The 15,547-nt window shown below is 61.1% G+C and carries 16 protein-coding genes, 1 tRNA gene and 1 pseudogene; 13 read left to right on the forward strand and 5 right to left on the reverse strand.

What is annotated here, in order from left to right; translation table 11 throughout:
• Positions 1 to 53 precede the first annotated feature (53 nt).
• The 4 genes and pseudogenes from tnpB (at position 54) to F8A10_RS22050 (ending at position 1,971) form a co-directional block, all read left to right on the forward strand.
• Positions 54 to 311, forward strand: a complete 258-nt coding sequence (gene tnpB, locus F8A10_RS12380; protein ID WP_152367496.1) for an IS66 family insertion sequence element accessory protein TnpB — start codon at positions 54 to 56, stop codon at positions 309 to 311.
• Between the two features lie 118 nt (positions 312 to 429).
• On the forward strand, positions 430 to 753 hold the full coding sequence (locus F8A10_RS21710) for a hypothetical protein (protein WP_264675565.1): 324 nt from the start codon (positions 430 to 432) through the stop codon (positions 751 to 753).
• Between the two features lie 58 nt (positions 754 to 811).
• A pseudogene (locus F8A10_RS22045) lies at positions 812 to 859 on the forward strand (hypothetical protein); the annotation flags it as partial.
• 101 nt (positions 860 to 960) lie between these two features.
• Positions 961 to 1,971 (forward strand): IS66 family transposase, encoded by a 1,011-nt coding sequence (locus tag F8A10_RS22050; RefSeq protein ID WP_454557388.1) that lies wholly within the window; start codon positions 961 to 963, stop codon positions 1,969 to 1,971.
• A 1,293-nt stretch (positions 1,972 to 3,264) separates the two neighbouring features.
• On the opposite strand, the gene F8A10_RS12390 is transcribed toward F8A10_RS22050, so the two are convergent.
• Positions 3,265 to 3,561: a hypothetical protein gene (locus F8A10_RS12390; protein WP_152367497.1), complete on the reverse strand. Its 297-nt coding sequence runs from the start codon at positions 3,559 to 3,561 to the stop codon at positions 3,265 to 3,267.
• Between the two features lie 455 nt (positions 3,562 to 4,016).
• A tRNA-Thr gene (locus F8A10_RS12395) sits at positions 4,017 to 4,092 on the reverse strand.
• A 462-nt stretch (positions 4,093 to 4,554) separates the two neighbouring features.
• On the opposite strand from F8A10_RS12395, the gene rpsB reads away from it, so the two are divergent.
• A complete protein-coding gene (rpsB, locus tag F8A10_RS12400) occupies positions 4,555 to 5,340 on the forward strand; it encodes a 30S ribosomal protein S2 (protein WP_085501895.1) in 786 nt (261 codons plus the stop codon).
• A gap of 112 nt (positions 5,341 to 5,452) precedes the next feature.
• Positions 5,453 to 6,343, forward strand: coding sequence for a translation elongation factor Ts (gene tsf, locus F8A10_RS12405; RefSeq protein ID WP_085501894.1), 891 nt, complete (start codon positions 5,453 to 5,455; stop codon positions 6,341 to 6,343).
• A 77-nt stretch (positions 6,344 to 6,420) separates the two neighbouring features.
• On the opposite strand, the gene F8A10_RS12410 is transcribed toward tsf, so the two are convergent.
• Positions 6,421 to 7,305 carry a helix-turn-helix transcriptional regulator gene (locus F8A10_RS12410; RefSeq protein WP_085501893.1) on the reverse strand — a complete coding sequence of 295 codons (885 nt, stop codon included), beginning with the start codon at positions 7,303 to 7,305 and terminating at the stop codon, positions 6,421 to 6,423.
• Positions 7,306 to 7,599: 294 nt separating this feature from the next.
• On the opposite strand from F8A10_RS12410, the gene F8A10_RS12415 reads away from it, so the two are divergent.
• Positions 7,600 to 8,475: a hypothetical protein gene (locus F8A10_RS12415; RefSeq protein ID WP_152367498.1), complete on the forward strand. Its 876-nt coding sequence runs from the start codon at positions 7,600 to 7,602 to the stop codon at positions 8,473 to 8,475.
• Between the two features lie 40 nt (positions 8,476 to 8,515).
• Here F8A10_RS12415 and F8A10_RS12420 read toward each other — a convergent pair whose 3' ends face one another.
• On the reverse strand, positions 8,516 to 8,767 hold the full coding sequence (locus tag F8A10_RS12420; protein ID WP_010397340.1) for a DUF2312 domain-containing protein: 252 nt from the start codon (positions 8,765 to 8,767) through the stop codon (positions 8,516 to 8,518).
• A gap of 93 nt (positions 8,768 to 8,860) precedes the next feature.
• On the opposite strand from F8A10_RS12420, the gene F8A10_RS12425 reads away from it, so the two are divergent.
• From F8A10_RS12425 to F8A10_RS12445, 5 genes are all read left to right on the forward strand, one after another.
• On the forward strand, positions 8,861 to 9,088 hold the full coding sequence (locus F8A10_RS12425) for a hypothetical protein (protein ID WP_010397343.1): 228 nt from the start codon (positions 8,861 to 8,863) through the stop codon (positions 9,086 to 9,088).
• A 1-nt stretch (position 9,089) separates the two neighbouring features.
• The gene (gene dtd, locus F8A10_RS12430; protein WP_010397345.1) at positions 9,090 to 9,539 is read left to right on the forward strand and encodes a D-aminoacyl-tRNA deacylase; all 450 of its coding nucleotides are present in this window, start codon (positions 9,090 to 9,092) and stop codon (positions 9,537 to 9,539) included.
• Between the two features lie 183 nt (positions 9,540 to 9,722).
• Complete coding sequence (locus F8A10_RS12435) at positions 9,723 to 11,168, forward strand: DEAD/DEAH box helicase (protein ID WP_152367499.1); 1,446 nt, start codon at positions 9,723 to 9,725, stop codon at positions 11,166 to 11,168.
• A 73-nt stretch (positions 11,169 to 11,241) separates the two neighbouring features.
• Positions 11,242 to 11,817, forward strand: a complete 576-nt coding sequence (locus F8A10_RS12440; protein ID WP_152367500.1) for a thymidine kinase — start codon at positions 11,242 to 11,244, stop codon at positions 11,815 to 11,817.
• Positions 11,817 to 13,025 (forward strand): cytochrome b/b6 domain-containing protein, encoded by a 1,209-nt coding sequence (locus F8A10_RS12445; RefSeq protein ID WP_152367501.1) that lies wholly within the window; start codon positions 11,817 to 11,819, stop codon positions 13,023 to 13,025. The genes F8A10_RS12440 and F8A10_RS12445 overlap by 1 nt, the downstream gene beginning before the upstream one ends.
• 60 nt (positions 13,026 to 13,085) lie before the next feature.
• Here F8A10_RS12445 and ndk read toward each other — a convergent pair whose 3' ends face one another.
• On the reverse strand, positions 13,086 to 13,508 hold the full coding sequence (gene ndk / locus F8A10_RS12450; protein ID WP_085501887.1) for a nucleoside-diphosphate kinase: 423 nt from the start codon (positions 13,506 to 13,508) through the stop codon (positions 13,086 to 13,088).
• A gap of 130 nt (positions 13,509 to 13,638) precedes the next feature.
• On the opposite strand from ndk, the gene abc-f reads away from it, so the two are divergent.
• Positions 13,639 to 15,486 (forward strand): ribosomal protection-like ABC-F family protein, encoded by a 1,848-nt coding sequence (gene abc-f / locus F8A10_RS12455; RefSeq protein ID WP_152367502.1) that lies wholly within the window; start codon positions 13,639 to 13,641, stop codon positions 15,484 to 15,486.
• Positions 15,487 to 15,547 lie beyond the last annotated feature (61 nt).

Raw genomic sequence — 15,547 nt, forward strand, 5'->3', positions numbered from 1 at the left:
CGGACCTGTGAACTTTCGGAGGGGACCGGACAGCCTGCTGTCGCTGGTGCGCGATGAAGGGCCGCGACCCGTTCAGTCGCGCACTTTACGTGTTCCGTACGAAGCGGGCGGGCCGGGTCAAGATCGGCTGGTGGGATGGCAGCGGCCTGTGCCTGTTTGCGAAGCGGCTGGAGAAGTCCCCGTTCCGCTGGCCGCGGACAGGGCCTGTCCGGGGGCGGCTCAACCGCGCCCGGCTGATGGCACTGCTCGACGGGCTGGACAGGAAGAGGATGCGGCCCGTGGCGGTGAAAACGCCTGTATTTGCTGGCTGATCAGTCCGCGGCAAAGTGAATCACGCCGACCGGGAAGGTCTATCAACAGAGGCATGGCGCGGCGGGGTGTGCTATCCTCTGCGGCATGCGCGCTGATGATCTTTCCCTGCCCGATAACATGGACCTTCTCAAGGCCATGGTCCGCACCATGGCGGAGAAGACGTCCGTGCCGGAGAAAGAGAATGCGGCGCTTAAAGCGCGCAGCCTCGATGCCGACGCGCGGATCACGCGGTTGATGCAGATCCTGAAGGCCTATACCCGGTCCCGGTTCGGGCGCCGTTCAGAGAAGCTGGGCGCTGCGGGCGACGGAGCCGGCGAGGAGGCGCCGCAATCCGTCGTCTTCCAGGAGACCGAAACCGGCATCGCCGCCCCGCAGGCGCAGACGGGGCACGGGCGAGAAGCGGGCACCGCGACCGCGCAAGGGCTTCCCGCCCCATCTTGAGCGGATCGAAGTGGTGATCGAGCCCGAGGACCTGCCCGAACATGTAAACCGAGAGAAGGTGCTGATCGGCAAAGACATCTCGGAGCGGCTGGATATTATCCCGGCAAAGTTCCGTGTCATCGTGACCCGCCGCCTGAAATATGCGTTCAAGGGGTGGGACGGTGTCATCCAGGCGCGCTTGCGCCGGCCCACATCATCGAAAGCGGCTTGCCGACCGAGGTGCTGCTGGCCAAGATCGCAATCTCCAAATATGCCGACGACCTGCCGCTGTTCCTGCAGGAGGGGATTTATGCCCGCGACCGGGTGGAGATCGACAGGCGGCAAATGGCGCAGTGGATGGGCCGGGTCAGCTTCGAACTGGAGATCCTTGCCGCGCATGTGATGGGCGAGGCTCTGAAGGGCCCGCGCGTCTTTTCCGATGAGACGAGCCTTCCGACCCTTGCACCCGGAACAGGTGCCGTGAAGAAGGCTGGCTCTGGGCCTATGCCCGCGACGACAGCACCTTTGGCGGTAGCGGGCCGCCCATGGTTGCCCACCGCTTCGAGGACAGCCGATCCGGAGAATGCGTTCGCCGACATCTCGGCGGTTACGGCGGCATTCTGCAGGTGGACGGATATGCTGCCTGCAATCAGCTCGTCCGCAAGGATGGATGGGGGCAATGATGGCCCGCGCCTCGCTGGATGTTGGGCCGGCGCTTCTATAAGCTCCACACCGCCGGGGACAGCCAGGTCGCCACCACCACGATCGGATGCATGGCTGATCTGTGGAAGCTCGAGGCCGAAGTGCGCGGCCAACGTACCAAAGCGCGTGCGGCGTCGCGGCCAGGCCATATCCGCTCCCATCGTCACCGGGCTGTTCACCCTCTGGCAGCAGACCCTGCCGCGTATCTCGGGCAAGTCGAAGCTGGCCGAGCCCATCCGCTACGCAATTGCAAGGCGTGAGATCTTCAATCGCTTCCTGACCGACAGCCTCATCGAACCCGACTCCAACATAGTCGAGCGCGCAATCAGGCCACAGACCATCATCCACAAGAACATCCTCTTCGCCGGATCGGACGGCGACGGCCGGACATGGGCCATCATCGCCACCCTTCTGCAGACGAGCAGGATGAACAATGTCGACCCAGCGGCGTGGCTCACCCAGACCCTTGGGCGCATCGCCAACCAATGGTCAAGCGCCGAAATCGACGCCCTCATGCCGTGGAACCATAGGCCCTGAACGGCCTCAACTCCCCGCTTACCAGAAAGGAATCGGCGAGATCTGATCCAGCACCTACCCGCCAGAAGCCCTCCCCAGATAGATGAGCTGGTATCGCAGCCGCAAAGTGTGATTCCCCGGCACCGGGAACGACTGCGATGCCACAATTGCGGCGCCGAAGGCCCTGGCGGCCGAGTTGGAGGTTGAGGCTTCCGAGAAGTGACGGGCACGGCCTCATTGCTGACCAACCAGTCCAGAATCACTCGCCGACCAAGGTCAGCACAGCACGAAAAATCAATCCCTGGGTGATCAAACGCCGCACACCTCATCCTTGAGGATACTGAACTTTGGCAGGAAACTAACTATTTTATATACAAATCAGACTTGGGAGCCCCTTGGAATTTCCAATTCTATCCGCATAAAATTACATTATATTCCTTTAAAATCATATTACTATTTTGGGTTCTAAGAAAAATTGGCGTGAGTATTGCGAGCACCGCCCACCAGCAAGAACAGCCCGATACCTATACTTGTACAGGTCTATGGAACGGTCTATTGTAGTATTGCCTACTGTGGTGGTTAGGCATCTGTGGCGGTGGTCTCATGATTGGGACTGCCGCCCATTTTTTTACCGTAGCCGGCGCTCCCGCAAACCGGCTTTCGTTTCCCAAAACGGGACCATACGCACCCCGGAGTCGGCGAGTTGCGCGGGCCCATGCTCTTGCCAATCCAATAACATGTCAGGGGCAGTGTTGAGCGGATTAAGCAAGACAGGCGACTCTGCCCAGCCAAAACGCCCGTCGGCCTCACTCGCCTGCAGACGCATGGCCCAACTTATTCCAGATCGGCAAAGCAGTAATACTGCCGTGCCGATTCGGGCTCAAATGGCGAAATATGCACCGGGGTGAACCGGGCCTGCGCCGCCAGGAGTTCAGCACATCTTTCAGCGCGATCCGACCTAGCCCAGACTCTATAATCATGCCAAGAAACCTTCCTTGTCTGACGCTTGAAGCTGGGTGATCGGCGAAACTGACTTCGCAATGCGGCTTTGTGCGGGGATAAAGATCTCCGTACTGCGTGAACGATGTATCAGAACTTTCAAATTTGGCCGAATGTTCGGCGTTGCACTTGAGAGTTCGGTATTCTGATAACATTACAATGAGTTAAACATCAGAAGATCCGTGCCCACCATTCGTAGAACTTTCAAGCGATTCCTTTGGCTGGCTCCGCGGCTATTCAGATTGGCTTGCGGAACCGCGCGGCCGCCGCCCTTGCGGATCATCTGACTGTTCAGGACCCGAGTACCGCCCAATATCAACTAGGCGCTGCTTCCTGCTTTTCGCGCGCGCCTGCAACTTCAGCCAAGCAGAAGAGGCGCATGTCTGCCAAAGACTGGAGGGCTTCCGACACCTCCCTTCCACCATCTGCAACCAAAGCAGAGAACTCTTCTTTCTGTTCGCATATCCGTAATACCGCCTTTGCCTGGTCGTCCGTTGAAGCAATTTTTTCTGCTTGGGCTGTCCGTATGCCAGCGAGCGCATCATTGGCGATATATGCCACAAACGGCGCTGGCTTGGTGTATCCGCTGGAGCCATTCTTGCCCTCGATCATGCCACAAATATAGGCGTTATCTTGGGATAAGGGGGCATCAATGGTCAGGACATCGGATAACCGCGCCGCAGATCAAACACTGTGGCGGCGGGTCAGCTTTGGCAGAGAAAATTTTTCCTGTTCTACCGGACTCCCCCTGGCGGCTGCGGCGGTTGTGGTCGCTGCAACACCATTTGATTTGCTGCCAAAATCCGTGTCAAACACTGCAAAAATTTGTGTCCCGCTACAGCGCAAGCTATCAATCATCAGGCTGGCCGAGGCTGGATGCACGGACGCCGAAATTCAGGCGATCACCAACCAGTCTGCGCAGACCGTCTGCCTATTATCGCAAGCGCGGCAATCGAAAGAAGCTGTCACGGGCAGCGATGGAACGGGGGCAGAACATGACTGTGGGAATCGATTGTGGGAAACATTTTCCCGAGGCATCAACATTCCCACGCAACCCATTGATTTTATGGTGCCGGTTGCAGGAATCGAACCCGCGACCTTCTGATTACAAATCAGCTGCTCTACCTGCTGAGCTAAACCGGCATCCTGCCTGACGAGATAGCGCCAGACGAGCATGGGTGCAAGCATGCCTGTCTATATCATGTCTTTATAACCCGCGCGCCCGCTTCACCTACCGCTCTACCCTCCACACATGCTCACACCTAAAGCAGCCGAGTCCAGACCATTCGTAACAAACATCACCCGGCGACGTTCCGCAGCAGCAAACGCAGTCCAGCAAAGTCGTGTTCACAACAGCCCTCATATTTCTGACCAGCAAACATATCGCATGCAAATCCCAATTTTCGGTTAACAAGCTCGGTCGATCGCCGATTTTCTGATCCATCCCGCCGTCTTCTCATCACGTGGGGCTTGCATTTGCAACGCAAACAGACTATCTCGCGCGCACTTCACAGGCGGGGTCGGGCCTCAGGGGGAGACATCCCCTGGCGGTCCACCGGTTGGGGAAACCCTTGATACCCCGCCAAGGCGCAAACCGGAAAGGACATGGACATGGCGCTGCCCGATTTCTCCATGCGTCAGCTGCTGGAAGCTGGCGTTCACTACGGCCACCAAACTCAGCGGTGGAACCCCCGCATGGCCCCCTATATCTATGGGGACCGTAACGGTATTCACATCATCGACCTGACCCAGACCGTCCCGATGCTGGACGCGGCGCTGCAGGTCGTGCGCGACACCGTTGCCAAAGGCGGCCGGGTTCTCTTTGTCGGGACCAAGCGGCAGGCCCAGAAAGCCGTTGCCGAAGCTGCCGAAAAATCGGCGCAATACTATATGAACCACCGCTGGCTGGGCGGCACCCTGACCAACTGGAAGACCGTCTCGCAGTCGATCCAGCGCCTGAAAGCTCTGGACGAGACGCTGTCCTCGGGCGCCGAAGGCCTGACCAAGAAAGAGCGTCTGCAGATGGAGCGCGAGCAGGCCAAGCTGCAAGCCTCGCTGGGCGGCATTCGCGAAATGGGCGGCCTGCCCGATCTGCTGTTCGTCATCGACGTGAACAAGGAAGACCTGGCCATCGCCGAAGCGAAAAAGCTGGGCATCCCGGTCGTTGCCGTTGTCGATACCAACTGCTCGCCCGTTGGCGTGGACTATATCATCCCGGGTAACGACGACGCTTCGCGCGCTATCGCTCTGTACTGCGATCTGGTGAGCCGTGCGGCTCTCGACGGCATGACCGCCCAGATGGGTGCGGCGGGCGTGGACCTTGGCGCTCTGGAGGCCTCGATCGAAGAAGATCTGGCCGGCGAAAGCACCGAGGAAGCTGCCGAAGCCTGATCGGCCCGCCCGGCGGCCTGCCGCCGGAAATCCCCGAAAAGGGGTTCACGGAACATTCATCAGGCGGGGATAAGCCCCGCCTGACGCATTGAAAAAGCAAGGAGACACCCCGATGGCTATCACCGCTGCGATGGTGAAAGAGCTGCGCGAAACGACCGGCGCGGGCATGATGGACGCCAAGAAGGCGCTGACCGAAACCAATGGCGACATGGAAGCCGCTGTCGACTGGCTGCGCACCAAAGGTCTGGCCAAAGCCGCCAAGAAATCGGGCCGCGTCGCTGCCGAAGGTCTGGTTGGCGTTGCCGTTCGCGACGGCCGCGGTGTCGCTGTTGAGCTGAACTCGGAAACCGACTTTGTTGCCAAAAACGCCGAGTTCCAGCAACTCGTACGCGAAATCGCCAACGTCGCTCTGGACACTGCGACCGATGTCGAGGTGTTGAAAGCCACGCATCTGAACGGTCGCCCGGTCGAAGAGGTTCTGACCGATGCCATCGCCCGCATCGGCGAGAACATGACCCTGCGCCGGCTGCACGTTCTGGAAGGCGACACCATCGTGTCCTATGTTCATAACGCTGCTGCCGAAGGCATGGGCAAAATCGGCGTGCTGGTCGCGCTGAAAGGCGACAAGGCCAAGGCGCAGGAAGTCGGCAAACAGATCGCGATGCACATCGCGGCGACCAACCCGGCCTCGCTGTCCGAGGCCGATCTGGACGCCTCGCTGGTCGAGCGTGAAAAGGCCGTCCTGTCCGAGCAAGCTCGCGAATCGGGCAAGCCCGAAGCGGTGATCGAGAAAATGATCGAAGGCCGGATGAAGAAATTCTTTGAGGAAGTGACCCTCCTCGGCCAGAAATTCGTCATCAACCCCGACGTGACCGTTGCTGAAGCCGCCAAAGAGGCCGGACTGGAAGTGACCGGTTTTGCCCGCGTCGTGGTCGGCGAAGGCATCGAGAAGAAAGAAGAGGATTTCGCCGCCGAGGTCGCCAAGACCCGCGCTGGCGCCTGATCCCACCCCTTCGACCCAAAAGGAACGCCGGCCCTTGTGGCCGGCGTTTTTCTATCTCTTAGCCCGCCCCTTCCCCTCTAGTTACCCCGGCTGGGTGCCCGGGTCAGCCGCATGGGCGGCAGGCGAGAGGAAAGGCTCCACGGGTGTAACTGGCCCGGCTCATCATTGCTGGCCTTTGCCTTTTCGTTGCCTTTTGTCATGCAGGGCTCGCGCCGTTCTGAAAATATCTGCCTGCGCCGCATCGCCAGCAGAACTGCCTGAGCAGTTGTTCTTGCACCCAGCGCCTTGCGTGTCAGACGCAAATGCTTTTCGACCGTGGCCGGGGCGACCTCCAGCAAGTCGGCGATTTCTTGTGTGGTCCGCCCGCTCGAGATGCATTCAAGCACCTCGCGTTGGCGCAATGTCAGGACATCCTGGGGTTCTGCATAAGGCAGCGTCGACAAGCGCAGATGGACAAGCCCGGTCAGCGCCTGGATCAGCCTGCCCCGCTGGGTCCAGAGCTGATCCAGCTCATGCTGCGACATCCCCGGCTTTCCGCTGAGAAGAACACCCCCGCGACGGCGCTTGACCCCATCGCCCAGACCAAGGCCATAACCTGCGACATGGCCATGCCGCGCAAAAAGATCCAGCGCGCGCTCTTCCCGGGGGCTGAGCAAGCCCTCAAGCCGCCGCCGATGGATCCAGTCCCAGCTATCGCAGCCCGGGTTTTCAACCAGCCATAGATACATGGGCATACTGTCAAACAGCCCAAGGTCGACCAGTTCTTCCAGCAAGGACCCGTCATAACTGGACAGCAGGACACTGTCGTCGATCATCCGCCGGGACGTGCTGTCGAGGATCCGCGTCCCGTAATACAAGACATTGGGAAAGCCCAGGTCGGTCAAGCGCGCGACATAGTATTCCCAGACGACTTGCGCTGAGCGGGCCTCGAGCATCTCCTCGACATCTTGCAGTATTTCCATCGTGCGATGTTCTTCCTGAAAAGCTTCTCGAACAAATTGCAGCAAGGCGGATGGTTTAAAATAGTATTGCTAAAATCCCGCATTGTTCAATGCATGACGCACAACCGGAAAGATTGACGGCGGGTAAAACCAATGAGTTCAGATTGAACGCGATGCGTATTTCGTTAACCAAACATGAAAACCGCGCCGCGCTACAGGAAGCTCTCATCCTCCGGCTGAAACCTGCGACCAGAGGTTTTCCACAGCAGTTTTGGGGGCTACTGTGCTCCGAAACGATTGAGGAGTTCCAGGCAGATGCAGATCGCGTTTCATTGCGGGGTTCACGGCACAGACCACGACCGCATGATCAAGACACTTTCACAAAACCGTGATTGGCTTTTGCGCAACGGAATCGAACCGGTAACTCCGAACAGGCATCGTGAAGTATTCAGGGATGTCCTGTTCTCGCTGCGTGGTCAGGCGGCGACACCTGAAATGGAACAGGTGATGCTGGATGCTTTGCTTGAATCAGATGAGCCAGAGCGGATCATCTTCAGTACCGCCCATTTTCTAGGCAAGGCGATCCGGGCGCTTTCCCCGCAGGGACTTTATGTATCAGCGGGGGAAAAGATGGTGGCGCTGGCCAATCTGTTCCCCAGTGCCGAGGTCGAATTCTTTATTGCAATCAAGAACCCGGCGACGCTGATTCCCTTTGTCCTGTCGCGGGAACCAGGCAGCACCTACGCAGATCTGATGAATGGAATCGATCCCGAGGCGATGCGTTGGGCTCCGGCCATTCAGCGCATTCAGGCCGAGCTTGGCGGGCGGCGACTGGTCGTCTGGTGCCACGAGGATACGTCGCTGATCTGGCCCGAGGTGGTGCGCTGTATTTCGACCATGCCGGCAGATGTGCCGCTGCGGGCCGGGTTGCAGATCCTGGGCGATATCATGCACGCTGACGGCATCCGGATGGTCAAAGAGGCACTGGCTCAGGAAACCGATCTGACCGTTGAAAGCCGCCGCCGCATCTTTAGCGCCGCGCTTGAAAAACATGCCCTGCCCGATCAGATTCATGTCGAGGTGAGCCTGCCCGGCTGGACGCAAGAGATGGTGGACCGCATCACCGCCGCGTATGATCAGGACATCGCTGAAATCGCGGCCATGCCCGGTATCGAATTCATCACGCCATAATGAAAAAGGCGCCGGAGATCCGGCGCCCTGCCCTTTGCGCTCAGACCATGCCAAGCGCGGCTTTGTACATTTCCAGGATCGCTTCCTCTTCGGCGATGTCGTCCTTGTCGCGTTTGCGCAGCGCGATCACCTTACGCATCACCTTGGTGTCGTAACCGCGGGCCTTGGCCTCGGCCATCAACTCTTTTTGCTGTTCGGTCACGTCCTTCTTTTCCGCCTCGAGCTGCTCGTACTGCTCGATGAACTGGCGCAGTTCGCCGGCGGCGATGCCATAGGCGTTGTCGTCCTGCATGTTCCGCTCCTTGAGGTTTTGGCGCGGGTCTAGGCGGTCTTGCGGGCGGGTGCAATCGCCGCTACGCCATCGCCGGCAGACGGAGGCGAAAACATGACGATCTGGGACGGGCTGATCTGGAGCGGAACCGCATTGACCGTGGTCGGGCTGATCGCGCTGGCATGGTGTATCATAACCGCCGCACGGGCCAAGGCGCGGATCACGGACGATGCCGAGATGCGGGCCGCCATGCGCAAGGTCGTAGCCGTCAACATGGCGGCGCTTGCCGCCTCGGTTCTGGGACTGATGCTCGTCGTTCTGGGCATCATGCTGGACAGCTAAGATGCGCGCCCTGATCCAGCGCGTGCTTGAAGCCGAGGTAAAGGTCGGGGGCGAAGCCATCGGCCGCATCGGCCATGGACTGTTGGTCCTTGTCTGCGCCATGCGCGGAGATCCGGATGACGCCGCCGAAAAGCTGGCCTCGCGAATCGCCAGGCTGCGCATCTTTCGCGACGAGGCCGGCAAGATGAACCGCTCGGTTCAGGATATCGGAGGCTCGGTTCTGGTCGTCAGCCAGTTCACCCTTGCCGCGGACACCCGCACCGGAAACCGCCCCGGGTTTTCCTCTGCCGAGGTCCCCGAACGGGGCGAGGCGCTGTATCTGCGCTTTGCCGAGGCGTTGCGTACGCTTGGTCTGCCGGTTGAAACAGGCTCATTCGGCGCGGATATGCAGGTGTCGCTGATCAACGACGGTCCGGTGACGATCTGGATGGATTCGGCTGATCGCGCTTGACTTTCGTGGGACCAGCCCTCATTTGCGAAACGTTGCCGCCCGCTGCCGCGTGAGCAGCCGGCGCCTTATGCGCCAGGTCGGCAACATATCCTCCGGTTTCCCATTCACGCGGGGAGGCTTGCGGGCTTTGCCGTATCGCGCCCGCCCCTCGCAACCTGTCACGCAATCTGCGTGGCCCCTGCCATGCGCGCCGATACGCGGGCGACCTGGCTGAAAGACGTTATGACTAACGAATCCTTCCGTACGAACCGTCCGGGCAACCCCCGTGGCCCGCGCGCCGGCAAACCGCATTTCCGTGGTGGTAAACCCGGTGCCCCTCATCGCCGCCATCAAAGCGAGCCGGAAGAAAAGTTCGTCCGCCGCGCCATCCCCGAGATCGACACCCCCTTCACCCGGATGGGGATCGATCCGCGCGTGGCGATCAACCTGTCGGGACTGGGGATCGAAAACCCCTCACCCATTCAGGAAAAATCCATTCCTGCGATCGTCGAGGGTCGCGACCTTTTGGGCCTTGCCCAGACCGGCACCGGCAAGACGGCGGCTTTCGGCCTGCCGATGCTGACCCGGCTGCTGAACATCGGCCGCAAACCCGAACCGCGCACCTCCCGCGCCCTGATCCTTGCGCCCACGCGTGAGCTTGCGACGCAGATTGCCGAGAATATCGACAACTATGCCATCGGCACCCCGATCCGGCAGTACCGCGTCGTGGGCGGCGCCTCGATCAACGTTCAGGTCCAGCGCCTTGAACGCGGCGTCGATGTGCTGATTGCAACGCCGGGCCGCCTGATCGACCTTATCGACCGCGGTGCCATTGACCTGTCGCAGACCAGATATCTGGTGCTGGACGAGGCCGACCAGATGCTGGACATCGGCTTTATCCACGCGCTGCGTCGCATCGCCAAGATGCTGCCGCGCGAACGCCAGACGCTGCTTTTCTCGGCCACCATGCCTAAGCTGATGGAAGAGCTGGCCGACAGCTATCTGACCGATCCCGTGCGCGTTGCCGTGAACCCGCCCGGTCAGGCCGCTGAAAAGATTGAACAGGGCGTGCATTTCGTCAATCAGGGCGACAAGGCGACGCTGCTGGCAGAGTATCTGTCAAAGCACCGCGACGAGCTGGCCATTGTCTTTGGCCGCACCAAGCACGGGTCGGAAAAGCTGTCGAAACTGCTTGAGAAATGGGGCTTTAAGGTCGCAGCCATCCACGGCAACAAAAGCCAGGGTCAGCGCGAGCGCGCCTTGGCCAGCTTCCGTGCCGGTGACACCAAGGTTCTCGTGGCGACCGATGTGGCGGCACGCGGCCTCGATATCCCCGAGGTGGCGCATGTCTATAACTATGACCTGCCGAACGTGCCTGAAAACTATGTGCACCGCATTGGCCGCACTGCCCGCGCCGGACGTGACGGGCGCGCCATCGCCTTCTGCTCTCCTGCCGAGATCGGAGAACTGCGGGCCATCGAAAGGGCAATGAAGGCCAAAATCGCCATTGTGGGTGGTGAAGAGCCCTTTGAGGCCGCCAAGATTCGCGAACGGGGCGGCCCGGCCGGACGCCCTCAGGGTGCTGGCGCGGCACGCAAACGTCCCGCGCGTCGGCCCTCGCGCGCGCCGAAAGCCGCTCAACGGGCCTGACCGGCCCCTGGGACAGGCCGCCTGCATATTGTAGCGGCTTGTCCACCCCCTGCCCGCGCGTCTATCTGCGCCCATGGCCAAGCTGTATTTCCACTATTCCACCATGAACGCGGGCAAGAGTACGCTTTTGCTGCAAGCGTCCTACAACTACCGCGAACGCGGGATGCAGACGCTGCTTTTGACCGCGGCGATTGACAACCGCGCCGGTCCGGGCTGCATCGCCAGCCGCATCGGCATCGCCGAAAATGCGTTGAGCTTCACCCCCGAGGCAGATCTGTTTGCGCTGATCCAGACCGAAGGCCGCGACGCCGCCTGCATCTTTGTCGATGAGGCGCAGTTCCTGACCGAGTCACAGGTCTGGCAGCTTGCCCGCGTCGCCGACGATCTGGGCCAGCCGGTGATGTGCTACGGCCTGCGGGTGGATTTCCGCGGCCAGCTTTTCCCCGGCTCGGCGGCACTTCTGGCGCTGGCTGACGATCTGCGCGAGGTGCGTACCATCTGCCATTGCGGACGCAAGGCCACCATGGTCGTACGCCACGACGATCAAGGTCGCGTGTTACGTGATGGCGCGCAGGTTCAGATTGGCGGGAATGAAACCTATGTCTCGCTTTGCCGGCGCCATTGGCGCGAAGCGATGGGAGAAAATTGATGAATGCCAGCAATACCGCCCGCGCCTATGGCTGGGTCGCCCGCTTTTTCCACTGGACGGTTGCCGCTCTGATCCTTGCTGCAATCGCCCTGGGACTTTACGCGGGCAGCCTGCCCAAAGGGGGCGAAGCGCAGCTTCAGGCGATATTTCAGACCTATTCCGTCCATAAGACCGTGGGTGTGACGGCCCTGACCCTTGCCGTCCTGCGCATCCTGTGGACGCTGACCCAGAAAAAACCCCTCCCGTTGCACCCCGGGCGGAGGCTTGAAGGTTTTGTCGCCGAGACCGTGCACTGGGGGTTGTGGATCGGCATGATCATTATGCCGATCTCTGGCTGGCTGCTGCATTCGGCGGCGCCGGGCGGCTTTGCCCGCATCCTTTGGCCCTTTGGGCAGCGCCTGCCCATGGTTCCCGAGGACGCCGCACTGGCCGAACGTTTTGCCGCCTTTCACAAGCTGGGCTGGCTGCTGCTGGGCGGGCTGATCCTGCTGCACATCCTTGGGGCGCTGAAGCATGTCATCATTGACCGCGACGGCACGCTAAGCCGCATGGCCGGCAACCCCGAGCGCGCGCCAGAACCTCCGACAGCGACTTCAGGCGTGCTGCCGCATCTTCTTGCGGCGCTGGCGGGGATCGCAATCTGGGCTGGCGCGGCGCTGACAATAGCAGCAGCGCCCACCAAAGATGGGGAAAACATTCCTGCCAGCGCTCCGCAGGCGGCCGCAACCTCGGGCTGGGCGGTACAACAGGGAACGCTGAACATTGAGGCTACACAAGCCGGCAGCACAGTTTCGGGCCGGTTCGACCAGTGGCAGGCCGTGATTGACTATGACCCTGAAAGCCAGACCGGCCGGGTGGTGGTCAATGTCGATATCGCCTCGCTCACGCTCGGTGCGGTCAGCGATACGGCCAAAGGGCCGGACTTTCTGAACGCCGCCGCCCATCCGAACGCGGTTTTCGAGGCCGATATCCTGCCCGCCACCTCCGCAGGTCCTTCCCATATCGCCCGCGGCCGGTTGACCATCGCCGGGCACGCAGTGGAAACCGACCTGCCCTTTGAACTGACGGTCAACGGCGATGAGGCGCAGGCCAAGGGCAGCCTGCAAGTCGATCGCCGCGATTTCGGCATCGGCACCAGCTATGGCGACGAAAGCACCGTGGGATTTGGTGTCAACATCTCATTCGATCTGACCGCAAAACGCCAATAGGCATGAAAAAGGCCGCCCAACCGGGCGGCCTTTCCGAAATCGCAAAACTCGCAGCCGGACTTAGCCGACCAGTTCGAGACCCGAGAAGAAGAAGGCGATTTCTTCTTTTGCGGTTTCCGGCGCATCCGAACCGTGGACCGAGTTCTCACCCACCGACAGGGCGAACTCTTTACGGATGGTGCCTTCGTCGGCGTTGGCCGGGTTGGTCGCACCCATCACTTCGCGGTTTTTGGCGATGGCGTTTTCGCCCTCAAGCACCTGCACCACGACCGGGCCCGAGGCCATGAACTCGACCAGTTCGCCATAGAAGGGGCGGTCCTTGTGGACGATGTAGAACTGGCCGGCCTGTTCGGGCGACAGTTTGATGCGCTTCTGCGCGACGATGCGCAGACCTGCGTCTTCGAACTTGGCGTTGATCTTGCCGGTCAGGTTACGTTTGGTGGCGTCGGGTTTGATGATCGAAAGCGTGCGTTCGATGGCCATGTTGGTCGTCCCTTTATCTTGTTCCGGCCGCTATGGCCCGGAAATCCGCGCCCCGTTACCATGGCAGGCGGCGCTTGAAAAGCCGGGGGCGGCATTGACGCGGACGGCGGCTTGCGCCATGCGAGGCCTTATGCTGCGTATTGATGACATCTCGTTTTCCATCGCCGGACGACCGCTCTTTGAGCACGCATCGGCCACTATCCCCGATGGGCACAAGGTCGGCCTTGTCGGCCCGAACGGCGCTGGCAAGACGACGCTGTTCCGGCTGATCAGGGGCGAGCTGTCGCTGGACGGCGGTGCCATCACCCTGCCACCCCGCGCCCGTGTCGGAGGTGTCGCGCAAGAGGCACCGGGGACCGCAACTTCGGTTCTTGATACCGTCCTTGCCGCCGATACCGAACGCGCCCGGCTGATGGCCGAGGCCGAAAGCGCGACCGACCCTCATCGCATCGCCGAAATCCAGACCCGGCTGGCCGATATCGACGCTTGGTCAGCCGAAGCCCGCGCCTCGACCATCCTGCGCGGCCTTGGCTTTTCAACCGAGGATCAGGCGCGGCCGACCAGCGACTATTCCGGCGGCTGGCGGATGCGTGTCGCGCTGGCGGGCGTGCTGTTTTCGCAACCGGATCTGCTGCTGCTCGACGAACCGACCAACTATCTGGACCTGGAAGGTGCGCTATGGCTGGAAAGCTATCTCGCGCGCTACCCCCATACGGTCATCGTCATCAGCCACGACCGCGACCTGTTAAACCGTGCCGTCGGCCATATCCTGCATCTCGAAGATCGCAAGCTGGTGCTATATTCCGGCGGCTATGATGTCTTTGCCCGCACCCGGGCCGAAAAGCGCGCATTGCAGGCCGCCGAGGCCAAGAAGCAGGAGGCCCGTCGCGCCCATCTGCAAAGCTTTGTCGATCGCTTCCGCGCCAAGGCCACCAAGGCCCGTCAGGCACAGGCCCGCGTCAAGATGCTTGAGCGGATGGAGCCGATCACCGCCCCGGAAGAGGCAAAATTCCACCGCTTCAGCTTTCCGCAGCCTGACCAGTTGCAGCCCCCGATCATCTCTCTGGACGGGGTTTCGGTCGGCTATGACGGGCGCGCGGTGCTGCGCCGTCTGAACCTGCGTATTGATCAGGACGACCGCATCGCGCTGCTTGGCCGAAACGGCCAGGGGAAATCGACGCTGTCAAAACTGCTCGCCGAGCGGCTTGAGCCGATGGAGGGGCGGATCGCCCGTTCGGGCAAGCTGCGCATCGGCTATTTCGCCCAGCATCAGGTCGATGAGCTGGAGCTGGACGAGACCCCGCTTGACCATGTCCGTCGGCTGCGCCCGGATGAGGCACCGGCAAAACTGCGCGCGCGGCTTGCAGGCTTTGGCCTGATGGAGGCGCAGGCCGAAACCCGCGTCGGCCAGCTCTCTGGCGGACAAAAGGCGCGGCTGTCCCTGTTGCTTGCCACCATCGACGCGCCGCATCTGCTGATTCTCGACGAGCCGACGAACCATCTGGATATCGAAAGCCGCGAAGCACTGACCGAGGCGCTGAACGATTATACCGGCGCGGTCGTGCTGGTCAGCCATGATATGCATCTGCTTAATCTGGTCGCCGACCGGTTGTGGCTGGTCGATCAGGGCGGCGTCAGCCCGTGGCAGGGCGATCTGGACGATTACCGCAAGATGCTGATTTCCGGCGACGAAAAGCCCGAGGGCAAATCGGCCGCCAGACCAGCACCCAAACGCCCCTCGCGCGAAAAGATCCTTGAGCTGCGCGCCGAGGCCCGCCGTGCCGAAGAGCGGGTGGAAAAGCTGACCGCGATGCTGGAAAAGCTGGATGCGATCATGGCCGATCCCGCCACCTATGACGATGCCCAAAAGGCCGAGACCTGGGGCCGCAAACATGCCGAGGCAACCGAGGCCATGCAGCGCGCCGAATCGCTGTGGATGGAGGCGCTGGAACGTCTGGAAGCAGCCGAGCGGTCCTAAGCGCAACAGTGCCGGATTAATGTGGCACCCGCCGCCAGAGTCTGCTTGCCCGGTCCCGTGT

The sequence above is a fragment of the Paracoccus kondratievae genome (assembly GCF_009301415.1).
Taxonomy (GTDB): Bacteria; Pseudomonadota; Alphaproteobacteria; order Rhodobacterales; family Rhodobacteraceae; genus Paracoccus; species Paracoccus kondratievae.